At 67.5% G+C, this 15,701-nt stretch carries 13 protein-coding genes; 9 read left to right on the top strand and 4 right to left on the bottom strand.

Translation table 11 applies throughout. The features are described 5' to 3' along the window. Window positions 1-14: 14 nt before the first annotated feature. Complete coding sequence (locus tag ABFX36_RS00740; RefSeq protein WP_346074686.1) at window positions 15-1,217, bottom strand: glycoside hydrolase family 183 protein; 1,203 nt, start codon at window positions 1,215-1,217, stop codon at window positions 15-17. A gap of 114 nt (window positions 1,218-1,331) precedes the next feature. Next, window positions 1,332-2,663, bottom strand: coding sequence for a glycoside hydrolase family 183 protein (locus ABFX36_RS00735; protein WP_346074685.1), 1,332 nt, complete (start codon window positions 2,661-2,663; stop codon window positions 1,332-1,334). Window positions 2,664-2,812: 149 nt separating this feature from the next. Between ABFX36_RS00735 and ABFX36_RS00730 the strand changes: the two genes are divergently transcribed. Together ABFX36_RS00730 and pgi are read left to right on the top strand one after the other, a co-directional pair. Beyond that, complete coding sequence (locus ABFX36_RS00730) at window positions 2,813-3,553, top strand: SDR family oxidoreductase (RefSeq protein ID WP_346074684.1); 741 nt, start codon at window positions 2,813-2,815, stop codon at window positions 3,551-3,553. Between the two features lie 48 nt (window positions 3,554-3,601). Beyond that, entirely contained in the window at window positions 3,602-5,296 is a 1,695-nt protein-coding gene (gene pgi / locus ABFX36_RS00725) for a glucose-6-phosphate isomerase (RefSeq protein WP_346074683.1), read from the top strand. 24 nt (window positions 5,297-5,320) lie between these two features. Here pgi and ABFX36_RS00720 read toward each other — a convergent pair whose 3' ends face one another. After that, window positions 5,321-5,608 carry a chorismate mutase gene (locus tag ABFX36_RS00720; protein WP_231650238.1) on the bottom strand — a complete coding sequence of 96 codons (288 nt, stop codon included), beginning with the start codon at window positions 5,606-5,608 and terminating at the stop codon, window positions 5,321-5,323. Window positions 5,609-5,741: 133 nt separating this feature from the next. Here ABFX36_RS00720 and ABFX36_RS00715 point away from each other — a divergent pair, with 133 nt between their 5' ends. Then, window positions 5,742-7,601, top strand: coding sequence for a TgpA N-terminal domain-containing protein (locus ABFX36_RS00715; protein WP_346074682.1), 1,860 nt, complete (start codon window positions 5,742-5,744; stop codon window positions 7,599-7,601). 65 nt (window positions 7,602-7,666) lie between these two features. Further along, a complete protein-coding gene (locus ABFX36_RS00710; RefSeq protein WP_062367658.1) occupies window positions 7,667-10,174 on the top strand; it encodes a UvrD-helicase domain-containing protein in 2,508 nt (835 codons plus the stop codon). A 197-nt stretch (window positions 10,175-10,371) separates the two neighbouring features. On the opposite strand, the gene ABFX36_RS00705 is transcribed toward ABFX36_RS00710, so the two are convergent. After that, window positions 10,372-11,382 carry a M23 family metallopeptidase gene (locus ABFX36_RS00705; RefSeq protein WP_346074681.1) on the bottom strand — a complete coding sequence of 337 codons (1,011 nt, stop codon included), beginning with the start codon at window positions 11,380-11,382 and terminating at the stop codon, window positions 10,372-10,374. 299 nt (window positions 11,383-11,681) lie between these two features. Here ABFX36_RS00705 and sucC point away from each other — a divergent pair, with 299 nt between their 5' ends. The 5 genes from sucC to ABFX36_RS00680 all read left to right on the top strand — a co-directional run bounded on the left by sucC (window position 11,682) and on the right by ABFX36_RS00680 (window position 15,593). After that, a complete protein-coding gene (sucC, locus tag ABFX36_RS00700) occupies window positions 11,682-12,845 on the top strand; it encodes an ADP-forming succinate--CoA ligase subunit beta (RefSeq protein ID WP_006894653.1) in 1,164 nt (387 codons plus the stop codon). 16 nt (window positions 12,846-12,861) lie between these two features. Next, the gene (gene sucD / locus ABFX36_RS00695) at window positions 12,862-13,764 is read left to right on the top strand and encodes a succinate--CoA ligase subunit alpha (RefSeq protein ID WP_006894654.1); all 903 of its coding nucleotides are present in this window, start codon (window positions 12,862-12,864) and stop codon (window positions 13,762-13,764) included. Window positions 13,765-13,865: 101 nt separating this feature from the next. Then, the gene (locus ABFX36_RS00690) at window positions 13,866-14,429 is read left to right on the top strand and encodes a hypothetical protein (protein ID WP_006894655.1); all 564 of its coding nucleotides are present in this window, start codon (window positions 13,866-13,868) and stop codon (window positions 14,427-14,429) included. Beyond that, complete coding sequence (locus tag ABFX36_RS00685) at window positions 14,422-14,862, top strand: RDD family protein (protein WP_006894656.1); 441 nt, start codon at window positions 14,422-14,424, stop codon at window positions 14,860-14,862. The genes ABFX36_RS00690 and ABFX36_RS00685 overlap by 8 nt, the downstream gene beginning before the upstream one ends. Before the next feature lie 65 nt (window positions 14,863-14,927). Then, window positions 14,928-15,593 carry a DUF5336 domain-containing protein gene (locus ABFX36_RS00680; protein WP_346074680.1) on the top strand — a complete coding sequence of 222 codons (666 nt, stop codon included), beginning with the start codon at window positions 14,928-14,930 and terminating at the stop codon, window positions 15,591-15,593. Window positions 15,594-15,701: the final 108 nt, after the last annotated feature.

Raw genomic sequence — 15,701 nt, 5'->3', positions numbered from 1 at the left:
GTCGACCGCCGCTCCTACACCCGCGTACGCACTAGGAGCACGTTGTAGTCGTCCCAGCGGCTCGCGTTGAAGTAGAGATCGGGACCGGTGCCGCGCAGGGCGGGTGAGTTCGGGAGCATCATCGGCGCGTACAGATCCAGGCTCGCCGGAGCGATCCGGCGCGGGCCGCTCCACGGGCCCTGCGGAGACGGTGCCGTGCGCATCAGCACGCCGCGCGGGCTGTCGAGCATCACGTACTTGTTCAGGAAGGGACTCCAGGCCACCGACAGTTCGGTGACCGGTCCGCGCACCACCGGTCGCGCGGCGTCGGGCGACGGCGCCCAGACGCGCCCGGTCCAGTACTGATACCTGCCGAGGTCGAGGATGTCGGCGGGCCGGAAGCGAGCGACGTACGCGGAACCGAAGCGGCCGTTCGGGGTGCCGTACTGGTAGATCCAGCCGGCGTCGGCGCCGCGCCCCTTCACGTAGGCGCTCTGCTGGAAGTGCGCGTCACCGGCCCGGATCGACGGCGAGCCCGCTCCGGTGGGCACCGTGACTCCGGCATTGACGCGGATGGTGTTCTGCGGGGTGGACCAGGTGCGGCCGTTGTCGTTCGAGACCGCCGTCGCCGAGTAGTTCGTGTACCAGACACTGGCCGGGCCCCAGGCTCGGACCGACATGTAGTTGACGTACTGTCGGCCGCCGATCGAGATGCCGGCGGTCGGAATCGTGGTCTTCTCGATGCCGTCGAACCCGAGCGCGCCGAACATCTGGCCGGCGTAGCCGCTGCCGTCGAGGCGCAGCCCGTCGGACAGGTTCCGGTCGGACGACCGCAACAGCGCGTTGTGGCGCCACTGCTGATCGCCGGTGAGGCAGTTGCCGAAGGTGTCGCCGAAAGCGAGGAGCGTCTGCCCGCGGCCGTTGTCCCAGGCGACTCCGACATCGGTGCCGGAGACGCCGAACCGTCCGAAGGTCCTATTGGGGCTGCGGGGACCGGTGACCCACGCGACAGTCGCGGTGGTCCCGTCGTCGTAGGCGGGCATGGCCTTCTGCGGACCGGCCGGGGCGCCGCCGCGGGGCAGGAACTTGCCGATCACCGGAATCGGGACCACCGGGCCGCTGTTGCTGCAGGCGCGAGCGTCGGCGGGTGCGGTCACCGACAGTGCCGCCGCCGCGGACGCGGCCGTGATGACACAGGCGGTGAGCATCTGGAGCGTTCGGAGTCTCAGACGGCGCATGGTTCCTCATCTGTGGCTGGAGTGCTTACCGTGCCTCTCTTTGGTAACAGGCGGGTTCGGTGCTCGTACAGCGATACGGCACGGGTGTCGCCGACTCGAGGGAATCGGGTGATATCACCGTGACAGGCGAGTTCGCACCAACGCGACGTTGTAGTCGTCCCATCGGCTGCCGTGGAAGTAGAGGTCGGGTCCGGTGCCGGTGAGCGCGGGCGACTGGGGGAGCATCATCGGAGCGTAGAGGCCCAGCGTCCCGGGGACGAGCAGCCTGGGTGCGCTCCACGGTCCTTCGGGATGGTCGGCGGTCCGCATCTGGACCCCGGTGGTGGGACTGTGCAGCATCACGTACTTGTTCAGGAACGGACTCCACGCCACCGACAGTTCGGTGACCGGTGCGGGAAGGACCCTCCCGGCGGAGCCGCCGGGGATGTCGTCGATGGAGTCGGACCAGCCACTGCCGGTCCAGTAGTGATAGCGGCTCAGGTCGAGGACGTCCGACGGCCGGAATCGGGCGAGGTAGGCGCCACCGAACCGGCCGTTCGGGGTGCCGAACTGGTACACCCAGCCGTCATCGTCGCCGTGCCCCTTCACGTAGGCGGCCTGCTGGAACTTGCTGTCGTTGGCGTGAACAGACGGCCATCCCTCCGGGATGGGCAGCGAGACGCCGGCGTTCACGCGGATGGTCGCAGGCGGCGTGGTCCAGGTCTGTCCATTGTCGGAGGAGACGGCGGTCGCGGAGAAATTGGTGTCCCACTGGCCGGGGAGTCCCCACTTCCGGACCGACATGTAGTTCAGGTACTGCTTGCCGTCGATGGCGATCGCAGATGTGGGGATGGTGGTGACCTCGACGCCGCTCCAGCCGATCGCCCCGATCATCTGACGGGCGAAGGCCGGCGCGTCCGCGGCCACCGAAGCGCCGGAGTGGACGTCGCCCGGAACGCCGTCCGGCACGGTGAGTCCGTTCGTCAGGTCGTCGTCGGTGGTGCGGAGCAGAACGTTGTGCCGCCACTGCCTGCCCGGTGCCGTGCAGTCACCGAATGTGTCGCCGAAGGCCAGGAGGGTCTGGCCCGCGCCGTTGTCCCAGGCGATGCCCAGATCGGTGCCCGAGATGCCGAAGCGGGTGAAGGTCCGATTCGCGCTGCGGGGTCCGGTGGTCCACGCGACGGTGCGGGTGACTCCGTTGTCGAACTGCGGGAGTGGGCCCTGTGGTCCTTGCGCGGCACCCGAACCGGATCCCGACGAACCCAGCGAGCCAGATGAGCCCGGCGATCCTGATGAGCCCAGCGATCCGGTGTCGAAGAAGGGCAGGCTCGACCCGTTGCCCTGGGTGCCGCAGGGTGCCGCGGCGGCGTCTCCGACTCCCGGAACCGTCACGAGGACGGCCGCGGTGATCGTCGCAGCCGACACAGTGAGGCTGCGGAAGGGAAGGAGGCGGCGGAAGGGAGGCATGGGCTCACTCCTGTTACGCAAGGTGAAATTGTGATGGAAGTTACTAGAGTGACGTTGATCGTCTCATCCCGTCGGTTCGCCGCGCAACGGCGCGTCCGGCCGATCACGCCGCGGTGCCGACCCTCGTCACGGCCGGTAGATTCGGCTGCATGGTTCGCGAGAAGATCATCATCACCGGTGCGAGTTCAGGTCTCGGAGAGGGGATGGCCCGCGAGTTCGCGGCCCGCGGCCGCAGTCTGGGACTCGCGGCGCGACGGATCGATCGGCTGGAATCGCTTGCCGGGCAACTCGAATCATCCGCGCGCCGGGTGGCAGTCAGGCAACTCGACGTGACCGACGCGGATGCGGTCCCAGTGGCCTTCGAGGCGCTGTCGGAGGACCTCGGCGGTGTCGACCGGGTGATCGTGAACGCCGGGCTCGGCAAGGGTGCTCCGATCGGAACCGGACACGCCGCGGCCAACATGGAGACCGTTCAGACCAATCTCGTCGGTGCGCTCGCGCAAGCCGAAGCGGCGATGGAGATCTTCCGCAGGCAGAACGCAGGACACCTCGTCCTGGTGAGTTCGATGAGTGCGGTCCGGGGCCTGCCGAAGGCTCAGACCGCGTACTCGGCCTCGAAGGCAGGAGTCTCGGCCCTCGGACAGGGGCTCAGAGCCGAACTCGCGGGAAGCCCGATCACGGTGACGGTGCTGCTTCCGGGTTACATCGAGACGGACATCAACCGCGGAGTGAAGACCTCGATGATGACCGACACCGAGCGCGGGGTGAAGGCGATGGTCGCGGCGATCGAATCCGAACGCGCCCGCGCGGCGGTTCCGGCGTGGCCGTGGACGCCGATCTCGTGGGCGCTGCGCTACCTGCCGGAGTCGCTCTCGGCGAGGCTGATCTGAGCCACACCTCGCGAGGAACTCGTTCGACCGAATAATGTGGGGACAATGATGACGAATCTGCGTGGACGGCTCGACGGGACGGACGATTTCGACATCACATCGACTGTCTCGTGGCACGCTCTGGCTGCTCACCAGCAGCATGTGTACTCGCTGCACCTGCGTGAACTCTTCGTGATGGATCCTGATCGCGGACGTGATCTGACGGTCGACGCCGCCGATCTGCACATCGACTTCTCCAAGAACCTGATCACCCGGGAGACCGTGGAACTGCTCGCGGCACTCGCCCGTGAGGCCGGTGTGGAAGAGCAGCGCGATGCCATGTTCGCCGGGGCGCATCTGAACACCTCGGAAGACCGTGCCGCGCTGCACATCGCGTTGCGGCTCCCGCGCGACGCCGAACTCGTGGTCGACGGCCAGGACGTGGTGGCCGACGTGCACGCGGTCCTCGATGCGATGGGCGAGTTCACCGACCGGGTGCGCAACGGCGAGTGGACCGGCTACACGGGCAAGCCGATCACCGACGTGGTCAACATCGGTATCGGGGGCAGCGACCTCGGTCCGGTCATGGCGTACGAGGCGCTCCGCCACTACCGTCATCCGGGGATCGCCGGGCACTTCGTCTCCAACAGCGACCCGTCCGATCTGGTGTCGGTGCTCGAGGGACTCGACCCCCAGACCACGCTGTTCGTCGTCTCGTCGAAGACCTTCACCACCCTCGAGACCATCACCAACGCGACCGCGGCGAAACGGTGGCTGCTGCGTGAGCTCGGGGTCGACGGGGCCGACTCGGACGCGGTCGCCAAGCATTTCGTCGCCGTCAGCACCAACACCGACGAGGTCGCGAAGTTCGGTATCGACACCGCCAACATGTTCGGATTCTGGAACTGGGTGGGCGGCCGCTACTCGATCGACTCGGCGATCGGGCTGTCGTTGATGATCGCCATCGGCCGTGAGCTGTTCGGCGAATTCCTCGCCGGTTTCCACGCGATGGACGAGCACTTCCGGACCGCGCCGCTGGAGCGGAACGCGCCGGCGATCCTCGCGCTGGTGGGTCTGTGGTACTCCAACTTCTGGGATGCGCAGTCGCAGGCCGTGCTGCCGTACTCCGACGACATGGCTCGGTTTCCGGCATACCTGCAGCAGCTGACGATGGAGTCGAACGGGAAGTCGGTCACCGCCGCCGGACATCACGTCACCTCGCCGACCGGCTCGATCTACTGGGGTGAGCCGGGGACCAACGGGCAGCACGCCTTCTACCAGCTCCTGCATCAGGGGACCTGGCTGATCCCGGCCGATTTCATCGGGTTCGCGCAACCGCTCGACGATCTGCCCGCGGCCGACGGACGCTCGATGCACGACATCCTGATGAGCAACTTCTTCGCACAGACGCAGGTGCTCGCCTTCGGCAAGACCGCCGACGACATCGCCGCCGAGGGGGTGCCGCCGAAGCTGGTGCCGCACAAGGTGATGCCCGGAAACCGCCCGTCGACGTCGATTCTGGCGCCCAAGCTCACGCCCTCGGTCCTCGGACAACTGATCGCACTCTACGAGCACGAGACCTTCGTGAAGGCGATGATCTGGGGGATCAACCCCTTCGACCAGTGGGGTGTGGAACTCGGGAAGAAGCAGGCCGTCGATCTGCTCGGCGTGATCAGCGACGACGCCGCGCCTGCGCCGCTGCCGGACTCGTCGACCGACGCACTGGTGCGCTGGTACCGCACCGAACGCGGCCGGCCGTCCTGAGGCCGCCGGAAGGCAGGGAGGTCGCTAACGCCCCAGCGGTCCGCGGCCCAGTCTCAGGAGCAGCATCGCGAGGGTGTGTCCCTCGGACCCCAGCGCGGAGAAGCGGTCGAGGACCTTCATCTCGCGGCTGTGCACCAGGCGCGGTCCACCCGTAGCCATGCGGTGCGCGCCGATCTTCTTCGACACGGCGCTGCGCCGCTGAATGGCGGCGAGGATGACAGCGTCCATGCGGTCGATCTCGACTCGGAGTTCCTCGATGTCGTCGGGCAGGGCGGTGACATCGTCGCTCAACCCCAGCGCTTCCAGATCCAGCGCGAACCGTCCGCCGCCGTCGTTTCCGTGGGCCGCGCCGTCATTGGTCTGCTGATCATCCTGGTCACTCACGTCTTCCGATTTTGCCACGCAGGGTTCGCAGGCGTGGCGGCGCGTAGTGAACAATGCAGTGATGACCACCGCCGCGATGACCACCGCGAGAACGACCGCCGCGAGAAGAGTCGGAGCACTGGCACTGGCGCTGATCATGGTGCAGCTCGTCGTGCGCGCGGTGCTGGTGATCTGGGGAAACTTCTACTGGGACGACCTCATCCTCATGGGGCGGGCGTCCACGTACCCGATTCCGTCCTGGGATTTCCTGGGTTACAGCCACGACGGCCACTTCATGCCCGCCGCGTTCCTGGTCGCCGGGCTCACCACGGCACTGGCCCCCGTGCAGTGGTGGCTGCCCGCGCTGACGCTGCTGGTCCTGCAGGTGGTCGCCTCACTGGCGGTGTGGCGGATGATCCGCATCCTCGCGCCGCGGGCGGGGGGCTGGGCGCTGGCCGCCCTGGGCTTCTATCTGTTCGTTCCGATGACCGTCAGTGCCTACGTCTGGTGGGCGGCCGGTCTGAACACCCTGCCGATGCAGGCCGCGATGGCAGTCGTGGTCGGCAACGCGGTAGCGCTGGTCCGCGACCGCCCGGACCCGGTGCGCAGCCGGCGTCTGCTGATCGGCGCGGTGGCCGCCTTCGTGGTCGGTCTGCTGTTCTTCGAGAAGTCGCTGTTCATCCTGCCCATCGCCTTCGTCGCGGCGGTTCTCGCGCTCCGCAATCGCTCATCGGCCCGCTGGGACGATGAGGCCGACTACCGATCGTCACCGCTGAGCCAGGCCTTTCTGCGGGCTCGTCCGCTGTGGCTGATCCTCGGCGGCGTGTTCGTGGTGTGGGCCGCGGTCTTTCTCGCGACGTCGACGGCCACGGCCGGCGTCCACTCCATCGGGCAGACGGCCCATCTGGTGTGGCGCAGCATCAACAACGCGATCGTGCCCTCGTTCACCGGCGGTCCGTGGGTGTGGGAGCGGTGGACGCCGTCGCCGCCGATGGGTTTCCCGAGCGTGTGGATGATCGTCCTCGGCTGGGTGGTGCTGGCGGCGGCGATCGCGATCACCGTGCGCCGCAGACGCGGCGTGGCGCTGATCTGGTTCTTCGCATTGCTGTACGCGGTGGCGGCCCAGATTCCGGTGATGTGGAACCGGTCGAGCGGCAACACCGCGCTCGAGCTGGCGCAGACCATGCGGTACCTGCCCGACACCGCGCTGGTGCTGGCGATCGCGTTGGCCCTGATCGCCGCGGCGCCGCCGAATGTCGGTGCACACACCGCGGGACCCTCACAGCCCGACCGGCGGATGGCGGTCGCGGCCGCGGTGGCGGGTGCGGCCTTCCTGGTCTCGGCGGTCACGGCCACGATGTCCTTCGGGCAGTCCTGGCGTGACGATCCGACCGGCGGCTATCTGCGCACCGCGCGTGCGTCGCTGGCGTCGATGGACGGCAAGACGATGTTCGATCAGCCGGTGCCGCTCGAGGTGCTGCTGCCGGTCGCTTATCCGAACAACATGATCAGCCATGTCTTCGGCCGCCTGCGCGAGCGTCCCGACTTCGGGAAGGTCACCGATGAGTTGAAGGTCCTCAATGCGGAGGGTCGCCTGGTCGCGGGAGCGGTGTCGCCGGCGCGGACCTTCGAGCCGAGCCGGGGCAGCTGCGCCAAGCCCGGCATCGACGACCTCACCAGGCTGCCGCTGAGCGGCCCGTTGATCGACTGGCAGTGGACCGTCGGTTTCAGCTACTGCGCCGACCGAGCCGGCACCGTGGAACTCCGTCTCGAAGGGGGCGACCCCGTCGAGGTCCCGGTGCGATCGGGACTGCACGCGGCCTACGTCCAGCTCGACGGGCACGGCACCGAACTCCGGATCCGGCCGGTGACGCCGGGGCTGCGCCTGCACACCGGGGACGGCAGGGTGGGGGCGCCGGTGATGGCCGAGGCGGCGCCGTGACCGATGGTCGGGGGACAGGCGTGACGGCGAGGACTGTCGGGGGCCGAAGGTAGCCTGAAGAGGCCATGAACTCTTCACCTGCCGCCATCGACGAGACCCAGCTGAGCGACCGGGGACGCGAACTCCTCGACGGACTGAACCCCCAGCAGCGAGATGCGGTGCTGCACACCGGGTCGCCGCTGCTGATCGTCGCGGGAGCGGGATCGGGTAAGACGGCCGTGCTGACCCGGCGCATCGCCTTCCTGCTCGCCGAACGGAACGTGACGCCGGGACAGATCCTCGCGATCACGTTCACGAACAAGGCCGCAGCCGAGATGCGCGAGCGGGTAATCGACCTGGTCGGACCGCGCGCTGCCTACATGTGGGTCTCGACCTTCCACTCCACCTGCGTTCGGATTCTGCGGGCGCAGTCGAGCCTGCTCGGTGATCGCAATTCGAACTTCTCCATCTACGACGCCGACGACTCGCGCAGACTGCTCGGCATGGTGGTCCGCGACCTCGACCTGGATCCCAAGAAGTTCAGCCCGCGCGGTGTGGGCACGTTGATCTCCAACTTCAAGAACGAACTGAAGGATCCCGACGACGCCGCGGCGGAGGCGGCGGCCGACGGCCAGAGTGATCTGGCGGCGGGCACCGTCGCCCAGATCTACGCCGAGTACCAGCGTCGGCTGGCGGCGGCGAACGCCTTCGACTTCGACGATCTGATCGGCGAGACGGTGTCGTTGCTGCAGCGGCACCCCAATGTCGCCGAGTACTACCGGCGCCGCTTCCGGCACGTGCTGATCGACGAGTACCAGGACACCAACCACGCGCAGTACGTGCTGGTGCGGGAGCTCGTCGGCGAGCAGACGACCCCGAGCGGCCTGGAGCCGTCGGAGCTGTGCGTGGTCGGCGACGCCGACCAGTCGATCTACGCCTTCCGCGGCGCGACGATCCGCAACATCGAGGAGTTCGAGCGCGACTACCCGGACGCCGAGACGATTCTGCTCGAACAGAACTATCGCTCCACCCAGACCATCCTGTCGGCGGCCAACGCCGTCATCTCACGCAACGCGGGACGCCGTGAGAAGAAGCTGTGGACCGATTCGGGCGACGGCGACCTGATCGTCGGTTACGTCGCCGACTCCGACCGCGACGAGGCCGCGTTCATCGCGAAGGAGATAGAGGAACTCGTCGATTACTCGATCGGGGGTTCGGCGAGCCACACGTACGCCGACGTCGCGGTGTTCTATCGCACCAACACCGGGTCGCGGTCGCTGGAGGAGGTCTTCGTCCGCCACGGAATCCCCTACAAGGTGGTCGGCGGCACCAAGTTCTACGAGCGCAAGGAAGTGCGCGACGTGATCGCTTACCTGCGCGTGGTGGCGAACCCCGACGACTCGGTCAGCCTGCGCCGGATCCTCAACACACCGCGGCGCGGGATCGGCGATCGTGCCGAGGCGTGCGTCGCCGTCCATGCGGAGAATCTCGGCATCAGCTTCTACCAGGCGCTGGTGGAGGCGACCGAGAACCGCGTCCCATTGCTCAATACACGCGCGGTCAAGCAGATCACCCTGTTCGTCGACCTCATCGAAGGACTGCGCAGCGACTTCCTGATGGCCTTCGGCGCCGTCGGCGGCGAATCGGTCGACGACGCCGTCGCCGACGCGACCACGGAGGGCGGCGACATCGGCGAACTGGTCGACGCGATCGTCGATCGCAGTGGCTACCGTGCCGAGTTGGAGGCGTCCAACGACCCGCAGGACGCCGCACGGATGGACAACCTCAACGAACTGATCGCCGTCGCCCGAGATTTCAGCATGGAAGCCGCGCAGCGGGCCGATGAGCCGACCGACCCCGACACGGACGCGGCCGGCGAGATCGTTGGCGACGGTGAACCCGAGCCCGGCTCGCTCGCGGCGTTCCTGGAGAAGGTGGCCCTAGTGGCCGATGCCGACCAGGTGCCCGACGAGGGAGAGGGCGTCGTCACCCTGATGACGCTGCACACCGCCAAGGGGCTGGAATTCCCTGTCGTCTTCGTCACCGGCTGGGAGGACGGGCACTTCCCGCATATGAGGGCTCTCGGCGATCCGGCCGAACTCAGCGAGGAGCGACGGCTGGCGTATGTCGGGATCACTCGAGCCCGCCAGCGTCTCTATCTGACCCGTGCGATGTCGCGCGCATCGTGGGGACAGCCGGTGTCGAATCCGGAATCGCGGTTCCTGCAAGAGGTTCCGCAGCACTTGATCGACTGGCGGCGTACCGAGCCGAAGCGTGGCATGCGAGAGTTCGGCTCTCGCGGCGGCAGCTTCGGATTCGGTTCAGCCGGCGGAGGATCGTCCAACGGTTCCGAGTCGGGTTTCGGCTCGGGGCTGCGCGGACGGTCGTCGTACTCGTCCGACCCGACCCGTGGGCGGAACAAGAACGTCCACTACGAGATCGGCGACCGGATGAACCATCCGCAGTACGGGATGGGGAAGGCCGTGGCGAAGGAGGGGAGCGGTGTCACCGAGCGCATCACGTTCGACTTCGGCGGGAAAGTGGGCCGCGTGACGTTGATGACCGTCGGCGGACTGCCGGGGGAGAAGCTGTAGGGCGGGGGTGGTGGGCAGAGCAGACGTCTCGATACGCTCGCTCACTACGTTCGCGTGCTACTCGACCAGCCTGGGGGGCTGGTGCTGCTCGGCAAGCCTGGGGGGCTGGTGCTACTCGACCGGCCTGGGGAGCTGGTGCTGCTCGGCAAGGTCGGTGGGCCGGTGCGGCTCGGCGAACCGAACCCGTCGGTGTCTGACTAGCCGGTGAGTGCGGAGAGGCGGACGCCCTTCTTGGCGAGCCAGATGGCGGGATCGATCTTCACGTAGGCGCCGCTCGGGCCCTTGATCCACACCTCGAAGTGGCAGTGCGGTCCGGTGGAGAACCCCTCGGAGCCCACCAGCGCGATGGTGTCGCCGGCGGTGACCTGCTGGCCCTTGTGGACCAGCACACCGGAGGAGGCCATATGGCCGTAGACGGTGATGGTGCCGTCCGGCGCCTTGAGCCGCACCCAGTTGCCGAACCCGGAGGCCGGTCCGGCGTCGATCACCACGCCGTCGGTGGCGGCATGGATGGGCGTACCGAGCGGTGCGGCCATGTCGATGCCGCCGTGGAAGGTGCCCCAGCGGGGCGCGAAGGCCGACGTGAGGTTGTAGACGCCCATCGGGATCGGGGAGACCACGAGGGGCTTCTGCTTCGCGGCGATGGCGGCCGCCTGCTCCTTGGCGATCTTCACGCCCTGCGAGAGCTGATCGCCGAAATCGCTCATATCGGCCTGCGAGGCGGCCGGAACGGCTCCGGGGCCGGTGTCGCTCGCGGAGGTGTTCGCTACCGGGACGACGTTCGATCCGTCGACCGGCGCGGGGTCGGCGGGGGCCTGGGCGAGTGGGCTCGCCTGGCCGTCGGATCCGGAGCCGGTGACGGCGATCGCGGTGGCGCCCGCGGCGATGGCGAATAGGGCGGTACGAGCACGCAGGGCCGACGAGGGGGCGCGGAGGCGGTGCTTCGGCTTGCCGGTCTCGGGCTGCGCGGCCACCGCAGTGGCGGTGGTGTCGGCAGCGGTGTCGTCGACCGCTGCGTCGTCGGTGAGAAGGATCTCGGTGGTGCTGACGGTGTCCTGGTTCAGTGCGGACCCGCCGAGGCCGATGCGCAGCGAGCGCGAAGGGAGCGGGAAGTCGTGAGTGCTGGGGGTGTCGAGAGGAGTGGGGTCGGCTTGGCCGGCGGTTGCGCCGTCACGGTCGAGAAGGCTCCGTGCTGCCAAGTCGTTCACCTCAAATCCTCAGCGCTGCCGCTCGAGGCAGCGGCTCGCATGTCGTGACCTAGTTGTTACCAACCCTGACGACGGTAACGAACGGTCGGCGCTAAGTCCACCGCCTCTTTCTGTGACGTCCTCATTCTGGCTGCTCAGCGGCCACAATTGCGGTGCATAAGGGGTTACTGGTCAGTAGCGCGTGAGATGCGGCACAAGGTTGGGGTCGCGTTCGAATGCGACGGCGCCGGGGGTTTAGAGTCGCCTATGGCCCGCGTTACACCGGAGCGGGCGAAACATTACTTCAGATGGTGAGCTGAATGGATCTCTTCGAATACCAGGCGAAGGAACTGTTCGCCAAGCATGGGGTACCCACCACACCAGGTCGGGTGACTGACACTGCCGCCGATGCGCGGGCGATCGCCGAGGAAATCGGCAAGCCCGTGATGATCAAGGCGCAGGTCAAGGTCGGCGGCCGCGGTAAGGCCGGTGGCGTCAAGTACGCCGCAACCCCTGATGACGCACAGACGCACGCTGAAAACATCCTCGGGCTCGATATCAAGGGCCACGTTGTCAAGAAGCTCCTCGTTGCCGAGGCCAGTGACATCGCCGAGGAGTACTACATCTCCTTCCTGCTCGATCGCGCCAACCGCACCTACCTGGCCATGTGCTCGGTCGAGGGCGGCATGGAGATCGAAGAGGTCGCCGCAACCAAGCCGGACCGGCTGGCTCGCATCGCCGTCGACGCGGTCAAGGGCGTCGACCTGGCGTTCGCGCGCGAGATCGCCGAGAAGGGCCATCTGCCCGCCGAGGTCCTCGACGCGGCCGCCGTGACCATTCAGAAGCTGTGGGAGGTCTTCGTCGCCGAAGACGCCCTGCTCGTCGAGGTCAACCCGCTCGTGCGCACGCCGGACGATCAGATCCTGGCGCTCGACGGCAAGGTGACGCTGGACGGCAACGCCGAGTTCCGGCAGCCGGGCCACGCCGAGTTCGCGGACAAGGACGCCACCGATCCGCTCGAGCTCAAGGCCAAGGAGAACGACCTCAACTACGTCAAGCTCGACGGTCAGGTCGGTGTCATCGGCAACGGTGCGGGTCTGGTCATGTCGACCCTCGACGTGGTCGCCTACGCCGGTGAGAACCACGGCGGCGTGAAGCCGGCCAACTTCCTCGACATCGGCGGCGGTGCGTCCGCCGAGGTGATGGCGGCCGGTCTGGACGTCATTCTCGGCGACGAGCAGGTCAAGAGCGTCTTCGTGAACGTCTTCGGCGGCATCACCGCCTGTGACGCGGTCGCCAACGGCATCGTCGGCGCGCTCGCCAAGCTGGGCGACGCCGCCAGCAAGCCGCTGGTGGTCCGTCTCGACGGCAACAAGGTCGAGGAGGGTCGCAAGATCCTGGCCGAGGCCAACCACCCGCTGGTGACCCTGGCGGACACCATGGACTCGGGTGCCGACAAGGCCGCTGAGCTGGCGAACCAGTAGGAGACGAAGAAGACTCATGTCGATCTACCTGAACAAGAACAACAAGGTCATCGTCCAGGGCATCACCGGCGGCGAGGGCACCAAGCACACCGCGCTGATGCTGAAGGCCGGCACCAACGTCGTCGGCGGTGTCAATGCCCGCAAGGCAGGCACCACCGTCTCGCACGTGGACGCCGACGGTAACACCGTCGAACTGCCGGTGTTCGCATCGGTCGCCGAGGCCATGGAGAAGACCGGGGCCGACACCTCGATCGCCTTCGTGCCGCCCGCCTTCTCGAAGGACGCCATCATCGAGGCCATCGATGCCGAGATCCCGCTGCTCGTGGTCATCACCGAGGGCATCCCGGTCCAGGATTCGGCCTACGCCTGGGCGTACAACGTCGACAAGGGCGCCAAGACCCGCATCATCGGCCCGAACTGCCCCGGCATCATCACGCCGGGCGAGGCGCTGGTCGGCATCACCCCGAACAACATCACCGGCAAGGGCCCGATCGGCCTCGTGTCGAAGTCGGGCACCCTGACCTACCAGATGATGTACGAGCTGCGCGACCTCGGCTTCTCGACCGCCATCGGCATCGGCGGAGACCCGGTCATCGGCACCACCCACATCGACGCGATCGAGGCCTTCGAGAAGGATCCGGAGACCAAGCTCATCGTCATGATCGGCGAGATCGGCGGCGACGCCGAGGAGCGTGCGGCCGACTACATCAAGGCCAACGTCACCAAGCCGGTCGTCGGCTACGTCGCGGGCTTCACCGCGCCGGAGGGCAAGACCATGGGCCACGCAGGCGCCATCGTCTCTGGCAGTTCCGGCACCGCGCAGGCCAAGAAGGAGGCCCTCGAGGCCGCCGGCGTCAAGGTCGGCAAGACCCCGAGCGAGACCGCCGCACTGGCGCGCGAGCTCTTCGACGCACTCTGATCGGACTCCGGTCCGGACGGACCTGAGAGTCGGACGACGAAACGTCCCGGTACGGCTGCATTGCCGCACCGGGACGTTTCGCATTCAGCCATAATCGTCGAGTGATAACCGATCTGGTCTCGGGTGCCGTGAACCGCGTGCTCGATGTTCCGCGTGCAGTGATCCGCGGCGTGCTGTCCGAGGCGATCGCATTCCTCACCGAAGAGATCGACCTGACCGAGGTGCTGCTCGCGGCCGTCGACCTCGACCGGGTGCTCGGCGAAGTGAATCTGCAGGCCGTCGTGGAACGACTGGACCTCAACGCGGTGATCGACACCATCGATCTGCAGAAGGTGCTCGACGGCATCGACCTGACGCCGATCCTCGACCGGCTCGATCTCAACCCGGTTCTGGCCAGACTCGACATCGACGCGGTGGTCGACGGAGTCGACCTCGACAAGGCGGTCCGGCGCATCGATCTCGACGCCGTCCTCGCGGGCGTCGATCTGGTCGTGGTCGGCAACCGGGTGATCAACGGCGTGGATCTCTCGTCGATCGTGCGCGACGCCAGTTCCACCGTGACGACCGAGATGATCTCCGACGTCCGGACCAGCAGCGAACGCGCCGACGACGCCGTGGAGGGCTTCGTGAACCGGGTCTTCCGCCGGAAGTCCGACGATGACTGAGCCGCGCGACGCGCGGCCGCGGACCGCGGGGATCGTGACCAGGCTGATCGCCGCCGTCATCGACGTGGTGCTGGTGGTCGCGCTTCTCGGTCTCGGTTATCTGGGGACGGCCTTCGTCCTGTTCACGATGGATATCACCAACTTCGCCTTCCCGCAGGTCGGGTGGTGGTTCACCACCAGCGGATTCCTCGGCATCGCGTTCGTCTATCTGGTCGCCGGGTGGTCGGTGACCGGCCGGACGGTGGGGAACGTGTTGATGGGACTGCGTGTGGTGCGCGTCAGCGGACGGCCGATGCACTTTGCGCAGATCCTGCTCCGGGCGTTGACCTGCGTGGTGTTCCCGGTCGGACTGTTCTGGGTTGTGCTGTCTCCGCGGCGGATGTCGTTGCAGGACGCGGTGCTGCGGACCAAGGTGATCTACACCGACGGATGAGAGAGGGGCGGACCGCCGCCGTCGACCGGGCCCGCAGTGTCGGATCCGGGTGGTTAGATACGGACATGACCAACCCGCCGCATCCGGATCAGCCGGACCCGAAGCCGGACTCGCAGCAGGCCCTCGGCCAAGAGACGAATTCCTGGACTTCCGCCAACCCGATGCCCGGATACGGTCCGGGACCGAGTGCGCAGCCGGGACCGCCGCCGATGATGTACGGCGCGCCCGGTTACCCGCCGCCTCCCGCCAGGCCCCCGCTCCTCTCGCGCACTCCGACGCCGGTCCTGATGGCCGTCGGGTCCACGGCCGCCGGACTGGTCACGTTCTTCACGGGATTCCTCGGCTGGGTGACGGTCTCAGACGAGATCGACCACAAGGCCGAGGTCTGGGCCACTGGCATGAACGGAACCTTCGACGTGCCCGCTTACCTCAGCCCGTCGCTGATTCTCAGTCCCGGCTGGTTCTTTCTGCTGCTGGGGACAGTCGGTGTCGCGGCAGCGGGGCTGGCCGCACCGAGGTGGCGGCGCTACCTGCCATTGCTGGCCTTCCTCGCGATCTTCGGCTGGCTGGGTCTGCTCGTCTGCGCACTGGGTCTTCCGCCGTTCCTGAGTCTCGGGGCCGGTGCCTATGTGGCGCTGACGGTCGGTTTCATCCAAGCGGCGTTGTTGGCGATCGCCGCGGTGATCGACGGTCGTGCTCCCGCCGACCAGGGGCCGCCGCCCCGATTCTGAGTTCGGTCGGACGCGAGCGGTGATCGTTCGGCCGAATCGTGCTGCGCCCTGGACGAGGCTCGTCGCTCGTCGTAGCGTCGAGGACAGAGCGTTCGCCGGAGGCAGTCC

Origin of the sequence: Gordonia cholesterolivorans, from assembly GCF_039531975.1 — a bacterium.
GTDB lineage: Bacteria > Actinomycetota > Actinomycetes > Mycobacteriales > Mycobacteriaceae > Gordonia > Gordonia sihwensis.
This window is presented reverse-complemented; position numbering and strand designations above follow the sequence as displayed.